Origin of the sequence: Methylobacterium sp. DB0501, from assembly GCF_011043735.1 — a bacterium.
Classification (GTDB): domain Bacteria; phylum Pseudomonadota; class Alphaproteobacteria; order Rhizobiales; family Beijerinckiaceae; genus Methylobacterium; species Methylobacterium alsaeris.
On the sequence record NZ_JAAKGV010000029.1, the window covers coordinates 1 to 24,618 of the forward strand.

Below are 24,618 nucleotides of genomic sequence, written 5' to 3' on the forward strand. Positions count from 1 at the left end.
GCTCGCGCCAGACCTACGGCTCGCCGCGGGTCCAGGCGGAGTTGCGCGACCAAGGCGAGGCCCACAGCCGCAAGCGCATTGCCCGGCTGATGCGACAGGCGGGTCTCGTCGGGGCGTGCCATCGCCGCGGTGGGCCCGTAACGACACGGCGCAACCAAGAGGCCCGGCCGGCCCCGGACCTCGTCGACCGCAGCTTTGCGGCTGATGAGCCCAACCGGCTGTGGGTCGCGGACATCACTTACATCCCGACGCGTGCCGGGTTCCTCTACCTGGTGATCGTGCTCGACGCGTTCAGCCGTCGGGTCGTCGGCTGGTCGATGGCCGATCATCTTCGAACTGAACTAGTACTGGACGCGCTCGAGATCGCGGTTGGCCAGAGAAAACCGCGAGACGTGATCCACCACTCGGATCAGGGCTCGCAATATACGTCGCTAGCCTTCGGCAGCCGCTGCCGCGAGGCGGGTGTGCGACCCTCGATGGGCTCGGTCGGGGATGCTTACGACAACGCCATGGCCGAGAGCTTCTTCTCGACCCTGGAATGCGAACTCCTCGCCCGCCGGCGCTTCCAGTCCCGGCCTGAGGCCCGCACGGCCCTCTTCAGCGACCTCGAGGGCTTCTACAACCCGGTGCGGCGACACTCCGCCCTGGGTTACCGCTCACCCCTCGTCTACGAACAGGAGCATCGCCCAAAACCCGCAACCGAGACCCTGCTCAGCCAAGCCCCATAGCCGTCCACAGAAACGGGGCAATCCCAGTCGGCGGTGAGGGACGCCGCCGGCGCTCGCGCCAGCGGCGCGAAGACCAGGCGCCCGGCCGACTCCGCCGCGTCGAAGAAGAAGCACGTGCGCAGCGGTTCGAGGCTGGCGCGCGGCGTCTGGACTTCGGTGACGGCGTAGCCCTCCACCAGGCCATGGAGTTGGCCGACATCGATCGGCACGCCGAGGCCGCCGCATAGCTCGGCCACCACGTCGGCGATCGGCGCCAGGCCGAGGCGCCCGTTGATCCAATGGCCGAGGCGGTAGTTGGGCCCGTCGCTCCAGACGGCCGCCTGGCGCGGGAAGTCCGGATAGGGCCGGGCATCCCAGGTCCAGACGAACAGCCGCTCCGGATCGACCATCCGGCCGCCATAGACCGACGAGACCGGGTTGCCGGTGTCCCCCTGCCAGTAGGCCAAGGTGGCTTCCAGGTAGGCCCGTTGCGCCGCCGGATCGCGCCGTCCGTTCGAGTAGTAGGGCAGGAAGCTTTCCGAGGACTTCGGGTCCACGAAGACGTTCGGTTGGTTCATGCCCTTGTCGATCGCGGCGCAGCCGATTTCGATGAAGCGGACCGGTTTGCTCTGCGGCACCCACCCCGTCGCGGAAGCCTGGCGCACCCCGCCCGGCCGGTGGCGATGCGGGTTCGACCACCAGGCGCGCAGGTCCTTGAGGCGGAACACCCAGTGCTCGCCATAGGCCGTATCGGCGATCGGGACCCGGTTCTGTGCGTCGCGATCGGCAGGCGTCGGATAGTACCAGTCGAACAGCTCGCCGGCGGCCACGTTGCCGGCGAGGTATCCCGGATCGTAGGGCGAGGGCGCGCCGGAGGTGAACGTGCTGCCCTTGGCGTCGAGATGGTCGAACCCGTCGCGCCAATCGGCGAGCGGCATGTAATTGTCGATCCCGACGAAGTCGATAATCGGGCTCGACCACAGCGGATCCAGGTGGAAATACACGTCGTTCGAGCCGTCGGCCGGACGATGGTTGGCGTATTCCGTCCAGTCGGCTGAGTAGCCGAGCTTCGTGCCGCTCCCCAGGATCGCGCGCGCGTCGGCCGCAAGAGCCACGAGTTGCGCCACTGCCGGGTAGGTCGAGGCGTCCGACCGCACGGTGGTGAGCCCGATCATCTCGGAGCCGATCAGGAAGGTATCGACCCCGCCCGCGGCTTGCGCGAGCCGCGCGCAATGCAGGATGAACCGGCGGAACGAGAATTCCGCCTTGGCGCTGGTGACCGTCTTGCCGTTCCACGCCAGGTCCGCAGGCGCCACGGTGCCGAAGAACGCCGCGACCTGATCCGCCGCGGCCGAGGTCTTGTCGGGGCTGCCCGGCCGGCCGGGGGCCGGGTGGCAGGTCATGCGCCCGCGCCAGGGGAACGCCGCCTGCTCCGCCGCCCCGTAGGGATCGGGCAGGCCGTTGCCGGCCGGGATGTCCATCATCACGAACGGGTAGAGCGTGACGCTGTAGCCCCGCTCCTTCAGCGCCCCGATGAGCTGCACCACCGACAGGTCGGACGGCGCGCCGCCGAGGAGCGGCGTCCCGGCGGCGCCGCCGCTGACGATGGCAGCCGCCGCCCGGTCGACCCCGCCGGCGAGCCATTCCGGCTTGGTGGTCTTGGCTGCCGTCTCGGCCTTCGGGACGATGCGGCAGGCCGACAGCCGCAGGTCGGTGCCGTGCCAGGCGACCACCAGCGAGACGTGCCGGCAGGACGGCGCCTCGACCGCGAGCTGATCCAGGGCTTTCAGCGCATCGACCCCGCCCGACACCGTGTTCTGCCCGGCGATCCCGCCGAAGGTCGAGGCGTTGACCGGCACCGTGGCATAGGTGAACTCGCCCATGCTCGGGATCATCGTGACCGCCGTCACCAGCTCCTCGAGGCGCGGCCGGCCGGAGGCGTTGGGCGGGCGCCGGATCACCTCGGCGGTGATGACCGGGACCCGGTTGCCGAAGCCGGCCAGCGGCAGATCCTCGAACACGATGTAAGCGAGGCCGCGATAGGCCGGGGCGCTGTCGGCGCCCTCGACCGCGGCAATCTTCGGGTCGGGCCCCTGCGCCTCGTCGCCGAGATAGACCCGGGCACCGTAGGCCGCGAGGTTGATCGGCTTGCCGTCCGCATAGACCTGCCCCACGGCGACGATCGGACCTTCGCACAGGGCAATCGCCACGCTGACGCTGTAGGCATAGGTGACGTTGAAGGCCTTTTGTCCGCCGCCGCCCTTGCCGCCGGAGGACTTCACCTTCTCGACTTTCTGCACCTCCTTGAGCTTGGTCGCCCAGATGATCTGTCCGCCGATGCGGACGCAGCCGAAGACGCGCGCGATGGTGGCGCCTTCGGTCGAGGCGGTGACGTGGAGGTCCGACAGGCGCGGGCCGAGATTGACCTGTGTCTTCGGCTTGGACCCGAACATGGCGCGGTCGAGGGCGCTGCCGCTCGCGGCGCCGACGATCTGGCCGATCGCGCCGCCGATCGGGCCGCCGAGGGCCGTGCCGACCGCCTGGCCGACATAGGACAGGACGAGCGTGCTCATCGCGGGGACTCCGGCAAGGGCTCGGGCAGGGACTCGGGCAAGGGTTCGGGAAAGCGGAAGGCGTAGGCGATGCGCCGGGTCCAGCCCGGCGGGATCCAGGTTTCGACCACCGCATGGCCGTCATAGGCGTGGATCATCACGGACGGGGCGACCAGGATCCCGCAATGCTTGGCCGGGAGACGGTCGCGCCAGCGGAACAGCAGCACGTCGCCGGACTCGGCCGCGCCCGGTTCGAGCGGCACCAGGTGCCGGGCGGCGGCATCCCGCAACGTCTCGGCACCCCGGTCCTCGGCCCAGCTCGGGGTGTAGGGCGGCGGCACCTCCGGCTCGGCGCCGTACAGCTCGGCATAGACGCCGCGCAGCAGGCCGAGGCAGTCGCAGCCCACACCGCGCAGGCTCGCCTGGTGGTGGTAGGGCGTACCGAGCCAGGTTCTCGCCAGCGCGACGATGCGCGCGCGGGTGTCAGCCGAGGCGGCCTCCGTCATTATCGGCTCCCTGGACGGCGTAGGCCACGGCGTAGTCGTTGCCCGGCAAGTCCGGGAAGCCGCGGAAGTTGACGACGTTGGCGAACTTGTCCCGGCAGCTCGCCAAGGACTTGTCGCAGCCGGCGACGACCTGGAACGCGTCGCCGGCGACGATCGGCGCCGGCATCGGCTCCCACAGGTCGAGGCTAGCAAGCCCGCCGGCGAGGCCGTGCGCCCGCACCTCGACCGCGGCGCCCGCGTTGGCCCCGGAGGTCCAGACCAGCCGGCCGGCCTCGAACCAGCGGCTCGCATAGGCGGAAAGGCCGGAGGCGATCAGGCTGCGGGCGCTCCTCACCGTCGCGACCGTGCCGGCGCCGCGGATCGCGGCGGCCCCGGCGTCGATCCCGCAGCGGGCATCGCCGAGGAGCGCGTCGCAGGAGCGTTGGTAGACCCGACCACGGGGCTGGTTGAGCCGATCGGCGAGGCCGCGCACCTCCGCCGTGAAGGCGGTGGGCCCGCGCGAGACCTCGCCGATCGTGCCGGAGAGGATCAGCACCCGATCGGCCGGGCTCGCCCAATCGACCCGCCAGACCGCGACCGCGGCGCCGTCGAACAGGCCCCGCGCCAGCTCGCTTTCGGCCAAGCGCCCGCTCGTGAGGGCGCCGACGATCTCGAGGCTGTCGGCCGACAGGCCGGTGCCCTGCTCGACGGCGGTGCCGGTGGCGCCGCTCTCGGCCGAGCAGGTCACGCCGTCGACGGTCAGGTCCTCGTCATGGTCGGTGAAGCCGAGGCGCAGGCCGTCGGAGCGGGTGACGATCCAGCACTGGCACAGGGTGGTGACCCCGCTCGCGAGGCGAGCAGTGAGGGAGGGAGAGAGGATCTTCATGGCGCTACCGGCGGATCTCGATGACCGGGATGTCGGCGACGAGGCCGGCGCGCAGGGCCTGATGGTCGATCTCGATGCGATCGGTGGCGAAGCGCACCGGCACGTCGAACAGGAAGCCCGCAGTGACGACCGCGCCCGCGGCGGGCGCCGCCGTCAGGGTGACGCGGCCGGTGGCGGCGTCGAGGGTGAAGGCGCTGCCCGCGAGCGCGACGCCGCCGACCGCGATCGTGACCGACCCGGCGACCGGCTTGGTGATCGGGCGGGCGTAAGGCGCGAAGGCGGCGCCGTAGGTCTTGGTGAGCGGGAACACCCGGGTGGTGCCGTCGCCGGTGCCGAGGCGCTGGTCGGTGGGCGCGGGGGTCTGACCGGGAGCCGCGGAGCTGTGGTCGAAGGTGTCGCGCCAGCGAAAGCCGTAGAGCGGCCCGCGACGCTCCTCGAAGAAGGCGAGGAGCGTCGCGACGTCCTCGGCCGAGCGCAGGGCGGGCCCGGCATTGTAGCGGCGACGGGAGTGGCGCCAGAGGCTGTTTCTCTCCTCGTCGCCGGAGCCCAGCGTGACGATCTCGGTGCGCCGCTCCGGGCCGCCGCGGGAACCGTAGGACAGGGCGAGGGGAAAGCGCACCTCGTGGAAGGGGGACGTCATGATAAGGATGCTCCCCTGCTAGCTCGACGGTGTGAGGGGCGGCTTTCGACCCGTTGCAGACCCTCGGAAGGTCCGCTTCCCGATAGGTTGGTGGACTGTGATCCGTTGCTGGGTTGGTCGGGAATGCGATGATTGGCTTTCAAATGGGAGTCGGCAGAAGCAGATACCGCCGTTGCGCCCACTCACGATCTTAGACCGACCTGGGGCGAGGCCGCTTCATAGTTTTTTAGTGAACGAAGACCCTCAAACTAAGAAAGTATAAAGCGGCCGCTCGCGCAACGCGCCATTCTAATATCAATTGCAACTCATCTGATCTTGGGTGCGTGGTTTTCTAATAAGGTGAAGGCCGTCCGAGGCCATCAGGATTGATTCTCCGCGAACTGGTATCGGAGAGCTAACATAATTTCTTAGTTTTTCTTTCTGCAATCGTGTCGATGACGGTGGAATATCAAAGGGCTTATCTTTCGGTCTGGTCCTCATAGCCCCGGAAGCGATAGGCTCTATTATCTTCCCATCATACCCCCTTGAAATTTTGATTTCAAATGCGTTCCAGTAGCTTTGGACAAGTACAGTGTCGCCAGATGGTCCTACGGCAGCGTTTGTGAGAAAATCCCATTTCTCCAAAGTAGCCAACAGAGTAGAGTGTCCGTCGTCAGTGCGAATGTAAATACGTCCATTATTACCGATTAAAACAGCTTTCAATTCAGCTAGATCCGCAATACCGCCGACATTTATCAAGTCAGGCATGTTGTCCAAGCGAAGTTGTGAAGCTCTCAGGTCGTTATCTATCAAATACAAACCGCTCGGATCCAATAACATAAAGCCAGACATTCTGGGAATGAAATTGGCAGGACCCGGAGATTTCAGATTAAAGTCGCCTTTTCGAATAAGTATCTTGAATTCAACCTCACCGGGCTCGATAACGAACACACCTTTTAAGCCAACGCCGATGATCCGTCCGGTATTAGGATCGCGTTCAAAGCTGTCATGAATGTAATTCGACGGAAATTCACCGGGGAAAGGCACGAACGAGTCATGATCGTCGATGGTCCATGCGCCATTTCTGAGCCACGAATAAATGACTGGTCTGCGAATACCGGGAAGCATTACAAAACCGGAAATCATTCGAAAAGACTGGCCGTGATCTTGTTCTGTCGGATGACCATTGCGCACTGGCACCGTACAAGGGCCTGCTTTCTCCGGAACGCCAGCGTTCGCGCCCTGCACAATGCAAAGCGCGAGAAAGAGAGCATAGGTCCAACGTTGTTCTGAGTGCAACATCAAAGCCACGCTCCTCGCTTACACTATGGGTTTTCCAGCCAAGCCGATATCAACATATCGTTATCATTTTGCATTTCGACACCCTGATTTCGATCAGATGGCCAGTTTTCGAGACCTTCGCAGGGTCTGCGTTCGCTTGAAGGCGGAATGTCCGCTTCCCAACGAATAGTCAGAGTCCGCTCCCCACCCAAAGCAGACCACGACGCGATCAAGCCAGGCGCTTCTGCCTCGTCAAAGACCACGCGTACCCCGCTGCACCGCCCGCGCCAGGGCCGCCGTGAGCTGCGCCTCGGCCCGCAGGAAGCTCGGCGCGTCCGGGCTCTGCACCGTGAAAGTGACCTGAACCGGCCGCGCGGGCGGGCTCCGGCCGGAGCCGCTCCCCGCATCCTCGGCCCTGGCCGCGCCGCCCGCCCCCGGTCCCGTCGCGCCACCCGGGAGTACCCGCTCGCCGATCGCCGCGAGGCTGCGCCCGGCCCAGCCGCCCTGGGCGAGGCGGCGCACACCGCCGCGGTTGATCTGCTCCAGGAGGCCGGCATGGGCCGAGGCCGCCCGGGCGTTGACCACGAACTCGCCATTGGAGAGCAGGGCCGGCACCGAGTCCGAGGTGCCCGAGCCGGGGCCCCGCACCGGCCCGCCGCCGGCGAGCCAGAGCGCGCCGTCGGCATCGACCACGTCGCCTCCGGTGCCGGTGTTGCGGGTGAACAGGTCCTTGATGAGGCTCGAGACCGTGCCGGTGATCCCGCCGACGGCGTTGGAGCCGGCACTCGCCGCGGGCGCCGTGCCGAGGAGGCCCGCGAGCGGGCCCTGGCCGGTGAACACCGCCTGCAGCGTCGCCCGGGCGATCTGCTTCTCCAGGCTGCGCAGCACCTCGCCGAAGCTCTTGCCCTCCAGGATCGCGTCCGCGAAGGCGTCCGAGAGCGCCTGGCCGAAATGCCGGGCGGTCTCGGCGAGCTGGCGCTCGGCCTGCTCGAGGTCGGCGAGCTTGTCCTTGTAGGTGGCCGCGGCGGTGGCGGCCGCCCGGATGCGCGCGGTCTGCGCGTCGGTCAGCGTCACGCCCTTGGCCTTCGCCACCTCCTCGGCCTTGGCCAGCTCGATCGCGGTGCGCTTCTCGGCGTTGGAGAGGTGGTAGGCCTCCATCTCCGCCTTGAGGGCGGCGGTGGATTTCTCCAGCCCCCCGATCAGCGTCTCGATCGGGTCCTGGGCCTCCGTGGTCCCGCTGCGGCCCGCGCGCCCGGGAGAGGCCGGGAGCGCGTTCGACCGGTCGCCCCGCGGCACGATGCTGACTGCGAGCGGCTTGCCCTCGGCCGCCTCCCGCGCCTTGCGCCGGTCCTCGTCCGTCAGGTCGACCACGCCCGTGCCGGTGCCGCCCCAGTTGCCGGAAAGCCCCATGGCCGTCAGGCCCTCGAACAGCCGGTCCCAGCCCGACCAGTTGCCGAGCGCCGTGACCGCCTCGCCCACCTGCTTGAGGTAGCCGTAGAGGCTCAGCACCGCCGCGGAGGCCCGGTTGACCGAGGCGATCCATTCCGACCAGGCGAGGAGCTGGCGGTTCTGGTAGTCGGCGATGTCCTTCTGCAGCGGCGCCAGCGCCTCGGCCAGCACGGCGCGGGATTTCTCCAGCTCGGCATTCACCCGCCGGGCGACCTCGATCTCTTCGGGCGAGACGATGCGCTCGCCCCCGGCGGCCCGCATCCCGTCGAGGCTGCGCCGCATCGCCTCGATCACGGCGCCGCCTTCGCGCAGCTTCGCCTCGAACTCGCCCCCGAACATCGTCTTGCCGAGGTCGAAGGCGGCGAGCTGGCGGTTGGCGGCGAGCAGCTCCTGCACCAGGTCGAGCATCACGCGGATGCGCTGCTCCTGGTCGCCCGCCGCGTCGTAGCGGGTGAGGGCCCCGGCGCCGAGGTTGCCGGCCGCGACGTGGTCGGCCAGCGCGCTGCGGATCGGGCTCGTCGCCGCGGCAACGTCGCGCCCGAGGGTCACCGTGGCGGCCTCGCGGGCCCGCAGCAGCATCGCCTCGAGGGTCTTGGCCTCGGTGCTCAGCTCACGCGCCTGGCCGAGCCAGGCCTGGAACATCGTGGTGCCGACACCGGCCGCGCCGGCCTTGGCGGCGAGGTCGAGGAGGCCCTCCATCCGCTCCGAGGCCGCCGAGGCGGCGCGGTCGGCGAGCTTGAGGAGCGTCACCAGGGCGACCACCCCGGCGAGCGCGCTCACCCCGGCGGCCCCGGCCGGGGTCGCCATCACGCTCGCCATCGTCTGCGCCATGGTGGTGCGCAGGAGTGCCAGCTTGAACTGCGCCGCCGCGGTGCCGGCAGCAAGCGAGGTGGTGATGGCCGCGCTCGCCACGTTGGTCTGGCCGGCGGCGCGGGCAACGGCGCCCGCGATGGCGACGGCGCTGCCCTCGGTGTCGTTGGCGGCCTTCAGGCCGGCGGCGGTCATCGCCGCATAATCGTCGCCCACCGCCCGGGCGACCTTGGCGACCGCCTGGCCGTAGCCGCCTTGCGCCTGCGCGCCCTTGTTGAGCGCTGCCGAGACCAGCCCGACATTGGCGACCACCGAGGCCGCGAGGTCGGTCAGGCCGGCCTTGGCGGAGGAGACGTCGGTGGCGAAGCGGATCTTCAGCGGCTCGCTCATCCCGGCGCCCTCTCGCGTTCGGCGTTTCTGTGCTCGGCAAGCGCCGTCAGGAACGCGTCCAGGCTCGGCGCCGGCGTTTCCTCCTCGCCGCCGTGGAAGCGGCGGAAGCCCTCCAGCATCGCCAGCATCTCCGGCAGGGTGAGCGCATCGACCTCCCGGGGCGTCAGACCCATCATGCCGCCGGCGCGGTACCAGACGGAGAGGTCGCCGGGGCGTCGCTCCTCTCCGTCACCCCGTTTCCCTCCGGCTCCACACCGGCCACCGCGGCCGAGAGCAGGTCGGCGGCGAGCTGGAGGTGGGTGGCCAGCGGCTGCTGGTCGAAGTTGAAGCGCATCAGCGCCTCGGCCCCGGCCAGGTCCTCGCCGCCGCCGATCAGCCCGAGGCGGATCGTCTCGCGCAGGTCGGCGGCGTAGAAGCGGTGGCCGGCCAGCCTGAGCTGGATCTCGCCGATGCCGGCGGTGCAGATCCGCTCCAGCTCGCCGATGCAGCCCAGGGTGAGCTGCAGCTTGCGCCGGCTGCCGCCGAAGGCGGCGTAGATTGCGGTGCGGGAGGTGTCGGGGCCCATCAGCTCGCCGCCGTCCAGGCCAGCGGGCCTTCGCCGCGCAGCTGGCCGCTGAACTTCGCCACGCCGTTATCCTGCGAGGAGAGCTTCAGGTTCTCGAACCACACCGCGCCGTCCCAGCGCCCGCCGCCGGCCGCCGCGACCTTGGCGACCAGGACCTGGACGTAGGTCGGCAGGTCGGCGGTCGCGGCGGCCTGGAGGGTGCGGAAGCCCTTGGCGTCGGCGATGCCGGAGAACGAGGTGTTCCAGGCCCGGGCCTTGAGGAAGGAGCGCCGGCTCGGCACCTGGTCGGGCGTGTCGGCCTCCGGCACGGTGGCGTCGTCGAACTCGTTGACCCACTCGATCTCCTTGGTGGTGATCATCGCCACGAAGTCGGGGGTGGTGTCGGCGGCAGAGTCCTTGAGCAGGACGCGAAGGTCCTTGCCGCCGAAGGGGACGGTCTGGGTCATCGGGTTCTCTCCGGTGAAGAGGGGCTCCGCCGGCAACGACCCTCAGGGCGGTGGCCGACGGAGCTTGCGTCGGTGCTAATGCGACCCTATCTGAGAGGTCGTATTGGATGTCTCATGAGCAGCCCTGAGATCTACCCGCTCCCGAAGGCCGCCTTCGTTCTGCGCGAGCCCGTCCGGGAGGTTCGTCGGACCGTCGAGCGCAAGCACGTCGATTGCCAGCTGATCTCCTACGGCGGCCGCAAGGTCCGCGCGCTGGATCACAAGACGCTGGTCTTCCTCAGCTGGGCCCGGGACCACCGGGACGACCTGAATGCGGCGCTCTGGGGCAAGCTCTACGCGGCCCTGCGCCAGCACGAGGAATTGCCCACCCACCTCGAGGCCGGCGTCTTCCGCGCCTCGCTGGACGAGGCGGCGCAGCAGGTCGACGACCGCCTGCAGGCCTTGCGGGACCTGGAGGCGTCCGTCGAGCATGACGCCAAGGGCGACATCGTCCTCAAGGGTACGCAGGTCGAGGTCCATCGTCTCGCCGCGCTCCTGGACGGTGAGATGTCGATCGAGGACGTGCTCCGGGACTATCCCAGCCTGAGCCGGGACCAGGTTGCCTTCGCCGAGGCCTATGCCGCCGCCCATCCCAAGGCGGGGCGCCCTTATCCGAAGCTGACGGCAAAGGCGGCTCTCGCGCAGGCGGACCTGAGCGCATTGGACCTCGACGATTAGGTGCTGACCTACCTCCTCGACACCGACGTCCTCAGCAAGCGGAGCGGCCCGAACGGCAAGGCCATCCGCCGCTGGCTCGCGGATATCGACGACAACACGCTGGCGATCAGCGCCATCACGATCTTCGAGATTGCCCGGGGCGTGCAGAAGAAGCGGGATGCCGGCGATGCGGCCGTGGCCGCGACGCTTCAGGCGGCCCTGGATGCGCTCAAGGAGGGCTTTGCCGGCCGGATCCTGTCCGTCGATGGCGATGTCGCGGAAACCTGGGGCAGGCTCGCCGGCCCGGATCGTCCGCAATGGATGGATCGGGGTCAAGTCGCCACCGCGATGCTGCACGGTCTCGTTCTCGTGACCTGCAACGCGAAGGACACGAAGGGCCGGGGCGTTGCCGTGATCAGCCCCGACCGCGAGACTCCGGGCCGTTGGGCGCCCGACGGGACCGAAATCCGGTGATCCGCCCCCGTCCGGTCGCGTGAGGGCCGCGGCTACGCATCCAGCATCACGGCGGCGACGTCGAAGAACGCCGCCTTCACGGTGAGCGGGCTGATCACGTCGCCGGCCTGGCGCACGCTGATCCGGTCGCAGAACCCGCCCTCGGCCGGCTCGAACCCCTCGAGCGCCCGCATGCCCGCCCGGGCCAGGCTCCAGGCCTGGTCGCGGTCGAAGGCCGCCGACTCGATGAAGATCCGCAGCCGCAGGTCCCAGGCCGGCAGGCCGCCCACCTCGAGGCGCGTGGCGTTGAGCGGCCCGGCGAAGATCCAGGGCAGGTCCGGCTCGCCATCCGCCGGCACGTCGTCGTAGATCTTCCCGCCCACCACCGCGCTCACCGCCGGCGTCGCCCGCAGGCGCTCCAGCACCGTGTCGCGCAAGGTCAGCTCCGGCGTCATGTCAGGCCCTCGCGGTTGGCCGCCTCGTTGATCAGGGCATCCGCCGCCAGGCCGCGCTCGGCCATGACCTCGTTGACCGAGGGCCAGAAATACGGCTGCGGCTTCGTGCCGGGATGGGTGCGGCGGGCGCGCCGGTTGGCATCCGCCATCCGGTAGCGCCGGCCGGTGCGCGGGTTGACCGCCAGCGCCCCGTCCGAGTCGCGGGGGCGGAAGTAGGCCGCATCCGCCACCCGCTCGCCGCGGATCCCGGGGCGGGTGCCGTGCTCGACCAGGAAGGCGTAATCCATCTCGCGCGGGTCGCGCGGGTTGACCGCGCTCGCCTGCACGCCCCAGACGCCGTCGACCTCGGTGGCCTCGATGCCGGAAAAGAGCCGCCCGGTATCCTGCGGGACGCGGGCGCGGGCGCGCTCCACGATGTCCTCGGCCGCCTGCCGGTCGAGGGCGCGGCTGCGCAGGGCGAGGTGCAGGCCCATCCGGGTCAGGCCTGTGACCAGGGCATCGACCCCGGACACGGCCGCGTAGCCGAGCCGGGCGAGGCTGACGAGCTCGCCGATCACCGGCCGGGCTGCTCCAAGGCCTCGCGCAGAATGGCGTTGATCCGGGCCTGCCAGCCCGATCCCGTTGCCCGGAAGCCCTCGATCACGTCCGCGTCGAGCCGCAATGTCACCTGCCGCTTCGGATTGTCGAGCCTGGGACGGCCCCGGCCGCGGCTGACGAGGCGGCCCGCCTCGTGCCGGTCTGCCGTTCCCACATCGACCTCCGACAGATCCGGCAGGTCGTCGTATTCCTCCGCCTGCGTCCCGTGAGCGTCCAGCGCCGCGAGATCGACAAGTCCCGTCTTCTCGTCAAAGAAGGGAGGCGTATTTCTTTTGCTCGCGCTCATTGGCTTTCCGCATCGTGAAGACCCTGCGCCGATCGTCGCGCTCGGTCCATCCCACCACGACCATCCGCCCGCGCAGCCGGCCGATGGTAATAAAGCGCCGCTCGCCGTAATCGCGCCGCGTGTCCTCGAACGTGTAGGTCCCGCCTTCGAACACCTCGTCGGCCGACGCGAAATCGAGGCCGCGTTCGGCCAGGGTCTTGTCTCGCTTCGCGGGATCGAACGGCTCGATCATGTGATTTTTCGTAGTGCCAAGAATTAGCCGCGTCAAGGAATTATGGCACTACAATAAATGGGAAGGAGGCGAAACGGCTCATGCGATCACGTCGAGGCCGCCCGGCGGCGCGAGACGCTGAGCGAGAGCCAGCCGGAGCGATGCGCGATCGGCACCGACTCGATCGCGAAGTCGTGGCCGGCGATCGTCACCCGGTCGGCCACGGTGAGGCCGCGGGTGCGGGCGGTCTCGCGCACGATCAGGGTGCCGTCGATCCCGTCCGTCACCGCCCCGGCCTCGACCAGGCGCCGGCCGGTGAGGGGGCGCCAAGCGCCCCAGGCCCGGAACAGGTCGGCATAGTCGCCCGGCACCTGACGGCCGCCGCGGGTGACGAGGGTGCGGCGCCGGAAGGTGACGCGCTTGTCGAGCTGGCCCGGATCCATGGTCAGGCCTCCGAGGGCTGGTAGCGGGCGAGCAGACGGGCGATGGTCGGGTTGTCGGTGAGGGTGGCCAGCTGCTTGGCCCCGCGGTTGTCGAACAGGTCGGCGGCGATCAGCAGGATCGCCGCCTGGATCGGCTGGGGCACGTCGGCGGGTGTGCCGTAGCCGGCACGGAAGCGGATGCGCCAGGCCGCCGGGTCCGGATCGGTGGTCGGCCAGCGCGTGCCGGGCGAGGGCAGCAGGGCGAGGCTGCCGCGGCGGTTCGGCGACAGGCTGCGCCAGGTGGCGACCGGCAGGTAGGCGCCGCCGGACAGCGCCTCGACCGAGAGGACTGCCGCTACCGGCGGCAGGTCGAGGAGGAAGCCGGGCGCCGCGCCGAACCCGCACGGGCCCGGTGCGGGCGCCGTCGCCTCCCAGGTCTGGGCGAGGAGGGCGTGGCGCAGCACGCCGTGCCAGCCGTCGAGGTGCTCCTCGGCCGCGGCGAGGGCCGCCGTGACCGCCTCCGCCTCCTCGGTGTCGGGCTCGAGCTTGAGATGGGCGAGCGCCCGCGCGAGCCCGACGACGCGGCCGGCCGGCGGCACCAGCCGGGCGTAGCTGAGCATCACGGCGCCGCGGCCGCGAGCTGCGCCGCCAGGGCCTCGACCTGATGGCGCAGGGCGTCGCGATCGGCCTCGGCCTCGGCGAGCCGCGCGGTGAGGTCCTGGACCTGCGCCCGCAGGTCCTTCGCCGCCCGCTCGGCCGCCTCGGCCCGGGGCGGCGCCTCGGCGAGGCCCGCCGCCTTCCAAGCCTCGCCGATCGCGTCCGGCACCGTGACGATCTCGCCGGCGTGGTAGGAGAAGCTGTCGCCGGCCATGCCGGTGAGCATCCGGACTTGCATGAGTATGCCTCCGCGGCTTTACAGCGTGCTGGCGTTGGTCGTGAATCGGTGACGATGAGGATTTGGCTTCGTAAGCAAGGGACGACCGTGAGCCTGCTCTTGGTCCTCGCCGGCAGCCCTCCGGGTCTCGCGACCGAGATCCCTCGGCCGAGTGTTGTTGACCCAAAGGAGTCAACATCCCGATTTGTTCAGCTCTTCGATGAGACCTGCTTTCAGCACCGGCAATCACTCGAGCGCCTTCGAGAACTCGCGACTGCTCGCGGCTGGCCTGAATTGTTTGGGCCTTTTCCCTACCGTATCAATGAGGGTGACCCGAGAACGGTACTCGCCATCTGGGGCGTTTGGGCAGGTGGCGTACCCCACCAAGTCTCGCTCAACGTGTACGACGGCACAGCGCCCGCAGTGACGTGCAGTGTGATCTCTGCCGTCATGGACAAGGCGATGCTTCCTGACCGCATGATGACCATGCTTGGTCTCAAGCTTCACAAGAGGATGAAGACGGAGGATAATGATGTCACGCTTCTCAAAAATGAGGAGCATGGTCTGCGCATTGCATGCTTTACCGTCTTGCCTGAGCTAGCTCTGATCGGGAGTTGCTCTCTTGCGACTGTGTTGCAGCCAGAAACAACTCCCTAGGAACGCAGGAGCCTAGCTCGCCGGGTGCTGGAACGCCTTGATGGCGTCGTTGCTGGCATCGATCAGGTTGCCGTCGTGGCGCGACCAGGCCAGGAACGCCACCTGGCCCTTCTCGAGGTACTTGCTGTCGGCGAAGCGAAACAGCGTCACAGCCATCACGTCGCGGATCAGGTACTTCTTGAAGTCGCCGAACAGCAGCGAGCGGGCCGAGGCGCCCATCGGCGCCATGTGCTGGTTGACCGTGTAGCCGTAGCCCAGGATGTCGGAGGGGTCGCCGCCGGTGACGCCCGGGCGCCAGAGCGGCCGGCCCTGGCCGTCCTTCAGCTTCTTGAGCGCCTTGAGCGTCGTGTCGTGGAACATCCAGCGGCCGGAGGTCCGGTAGGCCGGATCGACCGCGTGCTCGAGGTCGACGAGGTCGTCGTAGGTGACCGCCGCGGTCTGGCCCGCGGCCCCGGCCTTGCCGGTGGCCGCCGCCGTGACCACGCCGCGGGGCTGGCCGGCACCGGTGCCGGTCGTGAAGTGCCGGTTGGTGATGCGGGCGATGCGGGTGGCGAGCGCCACGTTGATGTAGGGCTCGATGTCGATGCGCGCGTCCTGAAGCAGCTCGAGGGGCACCACCACGGTCTTCGAGCTGTACTTGTAGGCGCCGATGCTCACCGTGCCGAAGGCGATGTCCTGGCCGCTCGCCGCCAGGCTCTCGCCGACGATCTCGCCCTCCTGGCCGGTCTCGTCCACGGTGGCATAGTCGATCGCGTTGCCGCCGTCGGTCTGGATCACGGTGGCGACCGCCCGCATCCCGCCGAAGGCCGCCATGCGCTCGAGCATGGTCTCGGCGAAGTCGCGCGGGACCAGGTAGCCGCCGGCCGCGCCGGTGCCGACGGACTGGGCGCCGTAGACGCGCTGCGCCTCGTCACGGCGCGCCTTGACGTGGGCGCGCTGGTCGTCGGTCAGCGCCTCGGCCCCGCCACGGGCCCAGGCGGAGAAGATCGCCTTCTCGGCCCGGATCGTGGCGGCGTTCTCGTCCACCGAGCGGCCGTTCTTCTCCGAGAGCACCCGGCCGCGCTGCTCGAGGCTGTCCTCGATGGTGAGCACCCGCTCGACCCGCTCGATCTGCTCGTCCAGGCGGTCGATCGCGGCGTAGATCGCGTCGACCTGGTCCTTCACCTCCGGGGTCCAGTCCTTGCCGGTCTTGGCGTCGAGGAGGGTGCGGGCCTCGCGGGCTTTTGCCGTGCGCTCCTCGCGCAGGGCCTGGATCGACTGCGTCATGGTGGGGCTCCGAAAACGAGAAAGCCGCCCGGGTGGGCGGCTGGCAGGGAAGGGGACGGGCGAGGGCGGATCAGGCGGCGCGCTCGTAGAGGGCGAGGCGCGCGGCGTAGCGGCCGTGCTCGGCCGCGGCTGCCGCGAAGGTGTCGGGCGGGCGGTGGGCGAGGGCCGCGGGCGGGTTGCGGTAGGCGGCGAGGTTGAAGGCGTTGCCGATCGCCGCCGTCTCGGCCTTCCGGTCGGCCAGCCCGGCGGCGATCGCCTCCTCGGCCTCGAACCAGGTCTCGGCTTTCATCAGCGCCAGGACCTCGTCCTGCGGCTTGCCGGTGCGCCGGACGTAATCGGCCGCGATGGCGAGCCCGACCTTGTCGAGGAGATCGGCCGAGCCGCGCAGGTCGTCGGCGGTGCCGAGCGCCAGGGACCAGGGCTCGTGGATCATCACGAAGGCGCCGGGCGCGATCGCGATCTCGTCGGCGGCCAGCATCAGGAACGAGGCGGCGGAAGCCGCGAGCCCGTCGACATGGGCGACGACCTTCGCCGGGTGCTGCTCCAGGGCGGTCTTCATCGCGCGGGCGCCGAAGACGTCGCCGCCCGGCGAGTTGATCCGCAGGTGGAGCGTGCCGGCGGTGACGCCCTGGAGGTCGCGCACGAAAGCCTGCGGATCGACCCCGTAGGCCTCGCCGATCGCGTCGTAGACGTAGAGCGTCGCGCTCTCGCCCTCGGCGGCCCGGACCAGGCGGTGGCCGGCGCCGCGGTTGCTATTCAGGAGCTGGATCAGGCGGTGCATCGGCGGGTTCCGGCTTGGTGGTCGGGGCCTTCCAGGCGGCGAGGCCGTCGCCGTCGGGGCGGGCGCGGTCGTTCTGCTTGCGGCGCACCTCGTTGGGGGTCATCCAGCCCGGGCCGGACGAGCCGCCGAGCGCCAGGCGGTAGGCCTTGAACCGGCTCTCGATGTTGCCGCGCACCAGCACGTCGCGGTCGAACTCGCCGAGGAAGCGGGGCGGGGTGCGCCCCGGCCGGACCGGCCGGCCGCGGCCGTAGAGCTTGTGGTTGACCTCGTCCTCGATCGCCACGAGGTGCGGATCGAGGGTGTAGGTGACGAAGCCGATGCCGAGCGCCTCGATGCCCGAGCCCCAGCTGGTCTCGTCCATGCCGAGCAGGAAGCGCGGCACGCCGAAGATGCGGGCGATGTCCTCGATCTGGAACCGGCGGGTGTCGAGGAGCTGGGCATCCTGCGCCGAGATCGGGATGCGGTTGTAGGTGCCGCCCTGGTCGAGGACGGCGGGGCCGGCATGGCGGCCGGACTTGCCGAAGGTGCGGCGCCAGAAGCCGCGCAGCTCGTCCTTGTCGCCCTTGTAGACCTGCGGATACGAGATGTAGCCCGAGGGCGCGGCGTCGTTCTCGAAGTAGCTTTGCGCGAACCGGTCCGCCTCGATGCCGAGCCCGACGGCGGCGCTCATGGCGCGGATCGGGGTCATGGCGGTGACCCCGTCCCACTCGGCCGAGCCGGGGACGTGCAGCACGTCGTCCTGGTCGACCACGATGGCGGTGCCGGTGTCGAGGGTGAGGCGGTAGCGCAGACGGTCGCCGGCGAGGCTCACCGCCACGCGCTCGAACGGGATCGGCCAGAGGGCGACGGGATCGCCGGAGGCCTTGCGCTCGATCCAGGTCACGGCGTTGCCGCGCAGGAGCATCTGGGCGAGCGTGGTGCGCAGCCACAGCGTGCGGCTGAGCCGCGGGTTGGGGCGGATGCGCAGCAGGTCGGCGGCGGGGTGGTCGAGGCTCGGCTCGCGGTCGCCGTCGTCCAGCTCGCGGTAGGTCTTGAGCGGCAGCATCGCGGCCGCGAAGGCGATGATCGACACGCAGCGATAGACCGCGGCGTGTCGCATCGCGGTGGCGGGCGAGACCGTGCCGGCGAGCCCGCCGGGGAGGAGGGCGTTCCAGGCCTCCGCGTCGGAGGAGAGGACGGTGGTCGCGGCCGAGACAGGGGTCTCCACGCGTGGCCGGGCGGCCGCGCGGGGTGAGCGGCGCCAGAAGGGCATCAGGGGCTCCGGAAGTCAGGATAGTAGGCCGGCGATTGGATGCCGGTTACGGCTGGAAACCCGGCATGAGGCACACCGGCCCCTCTCGCACTATGCGAGATGCAACCATGACGGATGAAAGCGCAGAGACCTGGAACCAGTCTAGCAGACGATCATTGGCCCAGCAGTCACACCAGCCTGCCGCTCCAAAGCCGCTCGGCTGGCGTCACAGGCGGGTCGGGTCTCCGGACGGAGAAAACGCCCCGGCCCGCCTTAGTATGGTCTAACCCTTCCGTAAGGATTGCTCGCCAGTGGATGGGATGCAAAACCTTCGTCGTCTCGCCTTCCCGATCACCCTTTCGGAGAGACTGGCGGGCGGGGTCTCTTCAGAGGGAACACCCCGGCCCGCTACCATCCCGTGAGAGCCGTTAGACCTGAACGAAAGCGAGCATCAGCAATGGATGGGAGGTGGACGCTTCCCGGGCGGGGTACGTCTGCTATGATGGTCTATGCACGAAGGCGAAACCGAACTCGATATGGTCAGGCGGCACGTGGAGAACGGTGCCCGGCACATCGCGAAGCAACGCGCCATCATCGCTCACCTGCGCCGGAAGGGCCTGCCGACTGATGAAGCAGCGGCGCTCCTCATCACCTTCGAGGACCTTCAGCGTCAGCATCAGGACCATCTTGCGCGGATTGAAGCGCGCGGAAGAGAGGGGTCCGCTCAGGGTCGAGGCTGTATGAAGACACGAAGGCCGTAGAAGGATCTTCTCCTCATCCATCCCGGGCGGCGGCCGCATGGACATCATAGCGGAAGTCGATTGCCAACCCGGTTCCCTGGATAGCGGCAGTGCAGAAGATTGTTCTAAGATCTCGGGGCGTGCCTAAGTTTTCACACACCCTCGGTCGAAAGCAGCTCTCACAGCTCCACGAACCCGCGGCCAATCCCAGCCTCCTCGCCTGCCATACAGCGGGCCAGCGCCATCATATGCGCCACCGGTCCGTCGATCTTGTTCTCCGGCCGCTGCTTCGTCGGGTAGACGTTGTCCTTGCGGTCGGGCTTGGCCACCACGTTCGACAGCATCCAGGTGAAGACCGGGTCGCCGTTATGGGCGATCGCCCGCGCCCGGATCAGGGCCTCCATCTGCTTCATCGGCTCGGAGAAGTTCAGCACCAGCGGTCGCACCTCGATGCACGGCAGGCCCGCCTCCATCAGCGCCGTCACCAGCATCGTCGCCTGGTGCGGGTCGTAGGCGACCTCCTCGACCTGGTGCTCGCCCACGAGCCCGCCGCGGCGCTGGCCGTCCGCGCCCTCGGGCCCGAGGATCGCGTCCATGATCGCACCGTAATCGATCATGTCGCCGTCGGTCTGCACCAGCCAGGGCGGGACGGCGTCGCGCCAGCCCCGGTAATGCTCGTTCTCGCCGGCCTCGATCGTCGCTTCCGGCAGGAAGTAGAGGCCGAAGCGGGCATACTGGTATCCCTCCGCCCGCAAGCCGGCGGCCGTCGCGCCCTCGCAGTGGGCCAGCTCGAACAGCACCTCGGCCGCCGCGATGTCGACCTTGCTGGCGAGGTCGAGCCCGATCCGGCACGGCTCGCCGCGGAAATCGGCCAGCGTCAGGCCCGGCCGGGCGCTCTCGATCCAGCGCTGCACGTTGAAGAAGGCGTCCCGTGCCTGCACCCAGATGTTGAGGTGCTTGGTCTTGAACACCCCGGCCTTGCGGGCGTTCGCCCTTGCCGCGCGCTGGCGCGTCACCAGGTACTCGCCCGAGACCGAGACGTCGAAATTCGGGTTGGCCTTGCGGAGCGCCGCTTCCGAGGTCCAGTCGTCCTGCGGGTCGACCGTGTAGATCAGGGCGAACAGCTCGGGATCCTCGAGCACGCCCTCGAGCACCTTCTGCGCCTCCTGCTGGAGCGCGTAGCAGGGACCGGCGAGGTTGTCGCCGGCCGTCGTGATGATGATCAGCAGGGGCTGCTCGCGGGCGCCCATGCCGGTCTCCATGGTGTCGACCTGCTCGTCGGTGGCGTGCTCGTGGTACTCGTCGTGGATCGAGCAGGACGGCGAGGCGCCGTCGCCGGGCGTGCCGATCATCGGCTCGAAGCGCGAGCCGTTGCCGAGGATGTGCAGGTTCTTGGCGCCGACCGCGATCCCGAAGTGGGAGAGCAGGGCCGGGGTTTTTTGCGCCATCAGCTTGGCCGGCCGAAACACCTCCCAGGCCTGCTTCTCCGAGGTGGCGCCGGAATAGACCTCCGACCCGTACTCGCCGTCGGCGGCGAACAGATAGAGCGCGATGCCGGCCGCCCAGGTGCTCTTGGCGTTCTTGCGCGGGATCAGCAGGAACAGCTTGCGGTAGCGGCGCAGGCCATCGGCCTTGCGCAGCCAGCCGAACGGCACCGCGGTCATGAACAGCTGCCAGGGCTCGAGGCGCAGGCGCTCGGCCTTGCGCGCCCACTTGCCCTTGGTGTGCGGCAGGAGTTGCACGAACCGGCACACCTTCTCGGCCTTCCCCGGCTCGAACCGGTAGGGGAAGCCCGGCTCGTCCTGGCGGGCGAGGTCGTCGAGGTGGCGCTGGCAGGCCAGGCGGATCCATTTGCAGGCCGGGATCCGGCCGGCGACGACATCCCGGGCGTAGCCGTTCGCCTGGTCCACGAACGGGTGCGCCATCGCTCCTCACAGGTCGGCGAACGGGTTTCCGTCCGGCGGGGTGGTGGCCGACACCTTGGACCGCGCCGCCGGCGAGAGGCCGAACTCGGCCAGCAGCGCCTGGGCATGGCGCATCGCCTCGTTGCGCATCCCGACCTCGGGCCGGGCCCGGTGCATGGTGGCGCCGGTGGTGCTCGCCGTCTGGTAGACCCGCCCCAGATCCTCGATGACCGCGGTGCAGACCTCGATCTCCTCGAGCCGCGAGGCGAGCAGCGCCAGCATCGCCACGTCGTCCGGCGAGGCGATCCGCATCCGGTCGGTGATCGCCGCGAGCTGGCCGAAGATCTCGGCCGCCCGCTCGCTCAGCCAGTCCGGCGCCTCGCTCTCCCCCTCGGACGCGACCGGCGTCTCTGGGTTCATCCGGCACGGCTGCGCGGTGCCGGCGAGCTGCTTCAGCGCATCGGGCTTGCGCTTACGCCCCGCCACCCCGACCTCCCCAGAAATCCCCTCCAAACCGCACGCACATTTTCCTGATTAAACAACCGGTCCGGGCGGTGGGGGCTTTGGGACTTTGGACCCGGGGGGTGGGGTTGCTCATGGGACGGCGGCGCGCTCCTCGCGCTGGATTTCGCGGTCGTGGCAACGTTTGCAGACGCTCTCGTGGTTGGCCGGATCGATGAACAGCGCCCAGTCGCCCCGGTGCGGGCGACGATGGTTCACCACCGTGGCCGGGACGACCGCGCCGCGGGCCTGGTGACGCTCGCAGAGCGGCTCACGGGCGAGCTGGGCCTCGCGCGCAGCCGCCCAGGCCGCGAGGCCGTACCAGGCCCGCCAGGGGCTCGTGCGGCGCCGCTGCGCGTCATAGGTCCGGCGGCTCTCCCGGCGAGCCTCCTCGACCGGGCGGCTCCCCCGGGGGCGGTGCTGGGGCGGACGGGTCGGCATGGGTCAGCCCCTCCAGCCGCCGGCAGGCGACGTCGTCGTGAGCGGGATCGGGAGCGACCGGGCTACATCCCACCGAGCCTTGCCGGTTCGTAGCCTTAAAGCTACAAAACACCATGCCGACGATCCGCCAGTCAAAGGTCTTCGCCGCCTGGTTCGAGGGTCTGCGCGATCTCCAGGCGCAGGCACGGATCACGGCCCGCATCCGGCGGTTGTCCCTGGGCAATCCCGGCGACGTGAAGCCGGTCGGCGAGGTCGAGGGCGTGAGCGAGATGCGGATCGACCACGGCCCGGGCTACCGGGTCTATTTCGCCCAGCGCGGCGCCACGATCGTTATCCTGCTGTGCGGCGGCGACAAGTCCAGCCAGGCCCGGGACATCGCCACCGCCAAGCAGCTCGCACGGGAGGAGTGAGCCATGCCCCTGGAAACCACGCCCTGGGACGTCACCGAGTTCCTGACCGACGAGGCGGCGATCGCCGCCTACATCGAGGCCGTGATGGAGGACGGGGACCCCGCCCTGGTGGCCGCCGCCATCGGCGACATCGCCCGGGCCCGCGGCATGACGCAGATCGCGCAGGAGACCGGCCGCTCGCGCGAGAGCCTGTACCGGGCGCTCTCGGAGCGCGGCAACCCGGAGTTGGCGACGCTGATGGGCGTGCTGAAGGCGCTCGGCCTCAAGCTCTCGGTCAAGCCCGCCACCTGATCCATCATCCAGTCGGCGGCGCAGCCCGAGACGCCGCCAGGGCCGCCCGCACCCGCGCCATCTCCTCGTCGATCGCCCGGGCCCGCGCGGCCCAGCCCTCGAAGCTGTCGGCATAGTCGAGCGCGGCCCGCAGCCCGGCGAGCTGCGCGAGGCGGGCCTCGAGGGCGGTGGTGGAGGTCTCAGCCATTCACGCGGGTCCAGGTGCGAGGGCAGGCGGTGCAGGCCACCCGCTCGCGCAGGCGGCCGCGGGTGAGGGAGGCGCCGACCGTCCGGGCGGTCTGGCCGCTGCCGGGGATCGGCCGGCCATGCGCATCGAGGGCGTCGTGCTGGCGCGGGCACAGGCAGGGCAGGGCGCGCCGGCGCAGCAATGCGGCGGGATCGTCGGCGCACATCAGCGCGCCCGCAGAGCAGACGTCATGGATCGGCGGGCCCTTCATTCGCGCGCTCGGTGATGATCGCCGCATGGGCGCCGGGGCAGAGCACGTGCTGCTCCTGCCCCGACCAGCGAAACAGGTATTCCGACAGGCCGCGATACTTCGGGTTGTCGAGCAGGTAGCCGACCCGCGCCTGGTGCCAGCGCCCGCCGCTCGGGCCGGGCACGCCGTCGGCGTTCAGTCCCGCGGCGATCGCGGCCTGCGTCAGTCCGCGGGCCCGCTTGCGAAAGATCCGCCGGACGATCCGGGCCTGCGCCGGGTCGACCTGGAGCTGTCCCTCGCCGTCGCGCCGGTAGCCGAACGGCACCCGCCCGCCGGCATAGCCGCCCCGGCCGGCCTTGGCGGCGCGCCCGCCGGCGGTGCGGTCGCGGATGGCGTAGCGCTCCGACTCGGCCATGCCGGCGAGGATGGCGAAGAGGGTGCGGCCCATCGGGGTCGCGGTGTCGATCGGCTCGGTGACGGAGCGGATCACCACGCCGTAGCGCTCGGCCAGCTCGGACACGGTGGTGACCGCGTAGCGGATCTCGCGGGCGAGCCGGTCGAAGCGGTAGACCAGCAGCACCGCGAAGGCCCGGGCCTCGGCAAGGGCCAGGACCTCGCCGAAGCCCGGCCGCTCGGAGGGCCGCGTGGCGCCCGAGACGCCCGGATCGGCGATGACCGCGACCAGCTCGTAGCCCTGCGACAGGGCGAAGGCGCGGACCGCCTTGTCCTGCCCCTCGAGGCCGTGGCCGCTGGTCGCCTGCTCCTCGGTCGAGACCCGCGCGTATGCAACCGCCCGTATGGTGGTCTCGGCCTGCGCCGCGGCCGCGGCCTTGGTGCGCGCACGCAGCCGGCCGACGCGCCGGGAGCCGACCGACGCCATCAAGCCTCTGATATAATTGAGTTTTATCGGATATCAGAATTGTGGCGCCACGCCACAAACCGATACTCTTGAGTATGCATTATCGCGGCCTCATGAGCCGGCGGCGACGGGCCTCGACCGGCACCACACGCCCATCCATCCGCACCACGCCGAGGCGGATCGGCCCCCGCGGCGCCGGCCCGCCCGAGGCCCCGAGCGCGGCTTGCGAGCGGGCGAGCAACTCCAGCTCGCGGGCGGCCCGGCGCAGGTCACCGACCAGGGCGTGCTTCTCGGCGTGGAACCGCTCGGGATCGCGGTGGCAGGGCGCGAGGCGGGCGAGGCGATCGGCGAAGGTGGTGAGCTGCTGCGCCTCCACGCGGGGATCGAGCACAACCACCTCCAGAAACGCAAAACGCCCGCCAGGCGGTCAGCCTGCGGGCGCATGTCTTCGAACCTGGGCATGATGCCGCGTTCACTGCGGCAGTGCAAGCCTGTCGACCGCCTTGCCACCGGGAACGGCTCAGGCGCCTCGGTACTGCTCGTCCGTGACGGGCTCCAGCCACGTCACCGCGATGCCGTCCAGCCGCTCCTGGATCGCGATATGCGCCAGGGCCGTCGTCGCCGTCGCGCCGTGCCAGTGCTTTTCCCCCGGCTCGAACCAGACGACGTCACCGGCCGAGATTTCCTCGATCGGGCCGCCCGCGCGCTGCACCAGGTCCCGGCCGAAGGTGACGATCAGGGTCTGGCCGAGCGGGTGGGTATGCCAGGCCGTCCGGGCGCCGGGCTCGAAGGTCACGTGCGCCCCGGCGACCCGCGCCGGGTCCGGCGCCGTGAAGAGCGGGTCGACCCGCACGGTGCCAGTGAACCAGTCCGACGGCCCCCGGCCGGACGGCTGCGATCCGCTGCGCCTGATGTCCATTCTGCTCACTCCTCCGTT

34 protein-coding genes are annotated in these 24,618 nt (G+C 69.8%); 6 read left to right on the forward strand and 28 right to left on the reverse strand.

Annotation, left to right across the window (positions count from 1 at the left end; all coding sequences use genetic code 11):
- A partial coding sequence (locus G4G93_RS30765; protein ID WP_165090657.1) for an IS3 family transposase occupies window positions 1–728 on the forward strand: 728 nt, incomplete at its 5' end.
- On the opposite strand, the gene G4G93_RS30770 is transcribed toward G4G93_RS30765, so the two are convergent.
- The 9 genes from G4G93_RS30770 to G4G93_RS30810 form a co-directional block, all read right to left on the reverse strand.
- The gene (locus tag G4G93_RS30770) at window positions 668–3,280 is read right to left on the reverse strand and encodes a glycoside hydrolase TIM-barrel-like domain-containing protein (RefSeq protein WP_165090660.1); all 2,613 of its coding nucleotides are present in this window, start codon (window positions 3,278–3,280) and stop codon (window positions 668–670) included. The genes G4G93_RS30765 and G4G93_RS30770 overlap by 61 nt on opposite strands.
- A complete protein-coding gene (locus G4G93_RS30775; protein ID WP_165090663.1) occupies window positions 3,277–3,765 on the reverse strand; it encodes an NlpC/P60 family protein in 489 nt (162 codons plus the stop codon). Before G4G93_RS30775 ends, G4G93_RS30770 begins: the two co-directional genes overlap by 4 nt.
- Window positions 3,743–4,630, reverse strand: a complete 888-nt coding sequence (locus tag G4G93_RS30780; RefSeq protein ID WP_165090665.1) for a DUF2163 domain-containing protein — start codon at window positions 4,628–4,630, stop codon at window positions 3,743–3,745. Before G4G93_RS30780 ends, G4G93_RS30775 begins: the two co-directional genes overlap by 23 nt.
- Before the next feature lie 4 nt (window positions 4,631–4,634).
- Window positions 4,635–5,270 carry a DUF2460 domain-containing protein gene (locus tag G4G93_RS30785; RefSeq protein ID WP_165090667.1) on the reverse strand — a complete coding sequence of 212 codons (636 nt, stop codon included), beginning with the start codon at window positions 5,268–5,270 and terminating at the stop codon, window positions 4,635–4,637.
- A 294-nt stretch (window positions 5,271–5,564) separates the two neighbouring features.
- Entirely contained in the window at window positions 5,565–6,551 is a 987-nt protein-coding gene (locus G4G93_RS30790; protein WP_165090669.1) for a hypothetical protein, read from the reverse strand.
- A gap of 231 nt (window positions 6,552–6,782) precedes the next feature.
- A complete protein-coding gene (locus tag G4G93_RS30795) occupies window positions 6,783–9,179 on the reverse strand; it encodes a hypothetical protein (protein WP_165090670.1) in 2,397 nt (798 codons plus the stop codon).
- Entirely contained in the window at window positions 9,176–9,355 is a 180-nt protein-coding gene (locus tag G4G93_RS30800) for a hypothetical protein (RefSeq protein ID WP_165090672.1), read from the reverse strand. The genes G4G93_RS30795 and G4G93_RS30800 overlap by 4 nt, the downstream gene beginning before the upstream one ends.
- Entirely contained in the window at window positions 9,352–9,744 is a 393-nt protein-coding gene (locus G4G93_RS30805) for a gene transfer agent family protein (protein WP_246737133.1), read from the reverse strand. Before G4G93_RS30805 ends, G4G93_RS30800 begins: the two co-directional genes overlap by 4 nt.
- Window positions 9,744–10,190, reverse strand: a complete 447-nt coding sequence (locus G4G93_RS30810) for a phage tail tube protein (RefSeq protein WP_165090674.1) — start codon at window positions 10,188–10,190, stop codon at window positions 9,744–9,746. The genes G4G93_RS30805 and G4G93_RS30810 overlap by 1 nt, the downstream gene beginning before the upstream one ends.
- A gap of 114 nt (window positions 10,191–10,304) precedes the next feature.
- Between G4G93_RS30810 and G4G93_RS30815 the strand changes: the two genes are divergently transcribed.
- Entirely contained in the window at window positions 10,305–10,907 is a 603-nt protein-coding gene (locus tag G4G93_RS30815) for a DUF433 domain-containing protein (protein ID WP_165090677.1), read from the forward strand.
- Complete coding sequence (locus tag G4G93_RS30820) at window positions 10,908–11,360, forward strand: PIN domain-containing protein (RefSeq protein WP_165090679.1); 453 nt, start codon at window positions 10,908–10,910, stop codon at window positions 11,358–11,360.
- A 32-nt stretch (window positions 11,361–11,392) separates the two neighbouring features.
- On the opposite strand, the gene G4G93_RS30825 is transcribed toward G4G93_RS30820, so the two are convergent.
- The 7 genes from G4G93_RS30825 to G4G93_RS30855 form a co-directional block, all read right to left on the reverse strand.
- Window positions 11,393–11,794: a DUF3168 domain-containing protein gene (locus G4G93_RS30825; protein WP_165090682.1), complete on the reverse strand. Its 402-nt coding sequence runs from the start codon at window positions 11,792–11,794 to the stop codon at window positions 11,393–11,395.
- On the reverse strand, window positions 11,791–12,351 hold the full coding sequence (locus G4G93_RS30830; protein ID WP_165090685.1) for a hypothetical protein: 561 nt from the start codon (window positions 12,349–12,351) through the stop codon (window positions 11,791–11,793). The genes G4G93_RS30825 and G4G93_RS30830 overlap by 4 nt, the downstream gene beginning before the upstream one ends.
- The gene (locus G4G93_RS30835) at window positions 12,348–12,677 is read right to left on the reverse strand and encodes a BrnA antitoxin family protein (RefSeq protein WP_165090687.1); all 330 of its coding nucleotides are present in this window, start codon (window positions 12,675–12,677) and stop codon (window positions 12,348–12,350) included. The genes G4G93_RS30830 and G4G93_RS30835 overlap by 4 nt, the downstream gene beginning before the upstream one ends.
- Window positions 12,640–12,909: a BrnT family toxin gene (locus tag G4G93_RS30840; protein WP_165090690.1), complete on the reverse strand. Its 270-nt coding sequence runs from the start codon at window positions 12,907–12,909 to the stop codon at window positions 12,640–12,642. Before G4G93_RS30840 ends, G4G93_RS30835 begins: the two co-directional genes overlap by 38 nt.
- A gap of 86 nt (window positions 12,910–12,995) precedes the next feature.
- Entirely contained in the window at window positions 12,996–13,331 is a 336-nt protein-coding gene (locus tag G4G93_RS30845; RefSeq protein WP_165090693.1) for a head-tail adaptor protein, read from the reverse strand.
- Between the two features lie 2 nt (window positions 13,332–13,333).
- Window positions 13,334–13,930, reverse strand: a complete 597-nt coding sequence (locus G4G93_RS30850) for a head-tail connector protein (RefSeq protein WP_165090695.1) — start codon at window positions 13,928–13,930, stop codon at window positions 13,334–13,336.
- The gene (locus G4G93_RS30855; protein WP_165090698.1) at window positions 13,930–14,205 is read right to left on the reverse strand and encodes a hypothetical protein; all 276 of its coding nucleotides are present in this window, start codon (window positions 14,203–14,205) and stop codon (window positions 13,930–13,932) included. The genes G4G93_RS30850 and G4G93_RS30855 overlap by 1 nt, the downstream gene beginning before the upstream one ends.
- Window positions 14,206–14,634: 429 nt before the next feature.
- Here G4G93_RS30855 and G4G93_RS30860 point away from each other — a divergent pair, with 429 nt between their 5' ends.
- Entirely contained in the window at window positions 14,635–14,841 is a 207-nt protein-coding gene (locus G4G93_RS30860) for a hypothetical protein (protein ID WP_165090701.1), read from the forward strand.
- A 12-nt stretch (window positions 14,842–14,853) separates the two neighbouring features.
- On the opposite strand, the gene G4G93_RS30865 is transcribed toward G4G93_RS30860, so the two are convergent.
- From G4G93_RS30865 to G4G93_RS30895, 7 genes are all read right to left on the reverse strand, one after another.
- Complete coding sequence (locus G4G93_RS30865; RefSeq protein ID WP_165090703.1) at window positions 14,854–16,107, reverse strand: phage major capsid protein; 1,254 nt, start codon at window positions 16,105–16,107, stop codon at window positions 14,854–14,856.
- A gap of 70 nt (window positions 16,108–16,177) precedes the next feature.
- Window positions 16,178–16,888 carry a head maturation protease, ClpP-related gene (locus G4G93_RS30870; protein ID WP_165090706.1) on the reverse strand — a complete coding sequence of 237 codons (711 nt, stop codon included), beginning with the start codon at window positions 16,886–16,888 and terminating at the stop codon, window positions 16,178–16,180.
- A complete protein-coding gene (locus G4G93_RS30875) occupies window positions 16,860–18,140 on the reverse strand; it encodes a phage portal protein (protein ID WP_165090708.1) in 1,281 nt (426 codons plus the stop codon). The genes G4G93_RS30870 and G4G93_RS30875 overlap by 29 nt, the downstream gene beginning before the upstream one ends.
- A gap of 476 nt (window positions 18,141–18,616) precedes the next feature.
- A complete protein-coding gene (locus G4G93_RS30880; protein ID WP_165090710.1) occupies window positions 18,617–18,796 on the reverse strand; it encodes a hypothetical protein in 180 nt (59 codons plus the stop codon).
- 242 nt (window positions 18,797–19,038) lie between these two features.
- Complete coding sequence (locus G4G93_RS30885; RefSeq protein ID WP_165090713.1) at window positions 19,039–20,784, reverse strand: terminase large subunit; 1,746 nt, start codon at window positions 20,782–20,784, stop codon at window positions 19,039–19,041.
- Window positions 20,785–20,790: 6 nt separating this feature from the next.
- Entirely contained in the window at window positions 20,791–21,249 is a 459-nt protein-coding gene (locus G4G93_RS30890) for a phage terminase small subunit P27 family (RefSeq protein ID WP_165090716.1), read from the reverse strand.
- Between the two features lie 108 nt (window positions 21,250–21,357).
- On the reverse strand, window positions 21,358–21,705 hold the full coding sequence (locus G4G93_RS30895) for an HNH endonuclease (protein WP_165090718.1): 348 nt from the start codon (window positions 21,703–21,705) through the stop codon (window positions 21,358–21,360).
- A 113-nt stretch (window positions 21,706–21,818) separates the two neighbouring features.
- On the opposite strand from G4G93_RS30895, the gene G4G93_RS30900 reads away from it, so the two are divergent.
- Window positions 21,819–22,115 (forward strand): type II toxin-antitoxin system RelE/ParE family toxin, encoded by a 297-nt coding sequence (locus G4G93_RS30900; RefSeq protein WP_165090721.1) that lies wholly within the window; start codon window positions 21,819–21,821, stop codon window positions 22,113–22,115.
- A gap of 3 nt (window positions 22,116–22,118) precedes the next feature.
- Entirely contained in the window at window positions 22,119–22,406 is a 288-nt protein-coding gene (locus tag G4G93_RS30905; protein WP_165090723.1) for an addiction module antidote protein, read from the forward strand.
- A gap of 4 nt (window positions 22,407–22,410) precedes the next feature.
- Here G4G93_RS30905 and G4G93_RS30910 read toward each other — a convergent pair whose 3' ends face one another.
- From G4G93_RS30910 to G4G93_RS30930, 5 genes are all read right to left on the reverse strand, one after another.
- Window positions 22,411–22,593, reverse strand: coding sequence for a hypothetical protein (locus tag G4G93_RS30910; RefSeq protein WP_165090725.1), 183 nt, complete (start codon window positions 22,591–22,593; stop codon window positions 22,411–22,413).
- Complete coding sequence (locus G4G93_RS30915) at window positions 22,586–22,843, reverse strand: hypothetical protein (RefSeq protein WP_165090727.1); 258 nt, start codon at window positions 22,841–22,843, stop codon at window positions 22,586–22,588. Before G4G93_RS30915 ends, G4G93_RS30910 begins: the two co-directional genes overlap by 8 nt.
- Window positions 22,821–23,702: a recombinase family protein gene (locus G4G93_RS30920; protein ID WP_165090729.1), complete on the reverse strand. Its 882-nt coding sequence runs from the start codon at window positions 23,700–23,702 to the stop codon at window positions 22,821–22,823. Before G4G93_RS30920 ends, G4G93_RS30915 begins: the two co-directional genes overlap by 23 nt.
- Window positions 23,703–23,781: 79 nt before the next feature.
- On the reverse strand, window positions 23,782–24,072 hold the full coding sequence (locus tag G4G93_RS30925) for a hypothetical protein (RefSeq protein WP_165090731.1): 291 nt from the start codon (window positions 24,070–24,072) through the stop codon (window positions 23,782–23,784).
- 129 nt (window positions 24,073–24,201) lie between these two features.
- A complete protein-coding gene (locus G4G93_RS30930) occupies window positions 24,202–24,600 on the reverse strand; it encodes a cupin domain-containing protein (RefSeq protein WP_165090733.1) in 399 nt (132 codons plus the stop codon).
- Window positions 24,601–24,618 lie beyond the last annotated feature (18 nt).

Bases quoted from the DNA above. Each gene is read 5' to 3' on its own strand.
- G4G93_RS30880 (WP_165090710.1), bottom strand. From the start codon at position 18,796: ATGCTGACGCTGAAGGTCCTCGAAGGTGATGAGGAGCGCCGCTGCTTC.
- G4G93_RS30815 (WP_165090677.1), top strand. From the start codon at position 10,305: ATGAGCAGCCCTGAGATCTACCCGCTCCCGAAGGCCGCCTTCGTTCTG.
- G4G93_RS30910 (WP_165090725.1), bottom strand. From the start codon at position 22,593: ATGGCTGAGACCTCCACCACCGCCCTCGAGGCCCGCCTCGCGCAGCTC.
- G4G93_RS30865 (WP_165090703.1), bottom strand. From the start codon at position 16,107: ATGACGCAGTCGATCCAGGCCCTGCGCGAGGAGCGCACGGCAAAAGCC.
- G4G93_RS30875 (WP_165090708.1), bottom strand. From the start codon at position 18,140: ATGCCCTTCTGGCGCCGCTCACCCCGCGCGGCCGCCCGGCCACGCGTG.
- G4G93_RS30885 (WP_165090713.1), bottom strand. From the start codon at position 20,784: ATGGCGCACCCGTTCGTGGACCAGGCGAACGGCTACGCCCGGGATGTC.
- G4G93_RS30840 (WP_165090690.1), bottom strand. From the start codon at position 12,909: ATGATCGAGCCGTTCGATCCCGCGAAGCGAGACAAGACCCTGGCCGAA.
- G4G93_RS30790 (WP_165090669.1), bottom strand. From the start codon at position 6,551: ATGTTGCACTCAGAACAACGTTGGACCTATGCTCTCTTTCTCGCGCTT.
- G4G93_RS30930 (WP_165090733.1), bottom strand. From the start codon at position 24,600: ATGGACATCAGGCGCAGCGGATCGCAGCCGTCCGGCCGGGGGCCGTCG.
- G4G93_RS30900 (WP_165090721.1), top strand. From the start codon at position 21,819: ATGCCGACGATCCGCCAGTCAAAGGTCTTCGCCGCCTGGTTCGAGGGT.
- G4G93_RS30780 (WP_165090665.1), bottom strand. From the start codon at position 4,630: ATGAAGATCCTCTCTCCCTCCCTCACTGCTCGCCTCGCGAGCGGGGTC.
- G4G93_RS30835 (WP_165090687.1), bottom strand. From the start codon at position 12,677: ATGAGCGCGAGCAAAAGAAATACGCCTCCCTTCTTTGACGAGAAGACG.
- G4G93_RS30905 (WP_165090723.1), top strand. From the start codon at position 22,119: ATGCCCCTGGAAACCACGCCCTGGGACGTCACCGAGTTCCTGACCGAC.
- G4G93_RS30895 (WP_165090718.1), bottom strand. From the start codon at position 21,705: ATGCCGACCCGTCCGCCCCAGCACCGCCCCCGGGGGAGCCGCCCGGTC.
- G4G93_RS30800 (WP_165090672.1), bottom strand. From the start codon at position 9,355: ATGATGGGTCTGACGCCCCGGGAGGTCGATGCGCTCACCCTGCCGGAG.
- G4G93_RS30845 (WP_165090693.1), bottom strand. From the start codon at position 13,331: ATGGATCCGGGCCAGCTCGACAAGCGCGTCACCTTCCGGCGCCGCACC.
- G4G93_RS30855 (WP_165090698.1), bottom strand. From the start codon at position 14,205: ATGCAAGTCCGGATGCTCACCGGCATGGCCGGCGACAGCTTCTCCTAC.
- G4G93_RS30920 (WP_165090729.1), bottom strand. From the start codon at position 23,702: ATGGCGTCGGTCGGCTCCCGGCGCGTCGGCCGGCTGCGTGCGCGCACC.
- G4G93_RS30770 (WP_165090660.1), bottom strand. From the start codon at position 3,280: ATGAGCACGCTCGTCCTGTCCTATGTCGGCCAGGCGGTCGGCACGGCC.
- G4G93_RS30810 (WP_165090674.1), bottom strand. From the start codon at position 10,190: ATGACCCAGACCGTCCCCTTCGGCGGCAAGGACCTTCGCGTCCTGCTC.
- G4G93_RS30795 (WP_165090670.1), bottom strand. From the start codon at position 9,179: ATGAGCGAGCCGCTGAAGATCCGCTTCGCCACCGACGTCTCCTCCGCC.
- G4G93_RS30825 (WP_165090682.1), bottom strand. From the start codon at position 11,794: ATGACGCCGGAGCTGACCTTGCGCGACACGGTGCTGGAGCGCCTGCGG.
- G4G93_RS30775 (WP_165090663.1), bottom strand. From the start codon at position 3,765: ATGACGGAGGCCGCCTCGGCTGACACCCGCGCGCGCATCGTCGCGCTG.
- G4G93_RS30915 (WP_165090727.1), bottom strand. From the start codon at position 22,843: ATGAAGGGCCCGCCGATCCATGACGTCTGCTCTGCGGGCGCGCTGATG.
- G4G93_RS30860 (WP_165090701.1), top strand. From the start codon at position 14,635: ATGGACAAGGCGATGCTTCCTGACCGCATGATGACCATGCTTGGTCTC.
- G4G93_RS30850 (WP_165090695.1), bottom strand. From the start codon at position 13,930: ATGCTCAGCTACGCCCGGCTGGTGCCGCCGGCCGGCCGCGTCGTCGGG.
- G4G93_RS30870 (WP_165090706.1), bottom strand. From the start codon at position 16,888: ATGCACCGCCTGATCCAGCTCCTGAATAGCAACCGCGGCGCCGGCCAC.
- G4G93_RS30785 (WP_165090667.1), bottom strand. From the start codon at position 5,270: ATGACGTCCCCCTTCCACGAGGTGCGCTTTCCCCTCGCCCTGTCCTAC.
- G4G93_RS30805 (WP_246737133.1), bottom strand. From the start codon at position 9,744: ATGGGCCCCGACACCTCCCGCACCGCAATCTACGCCGCCTTCGGCGGC.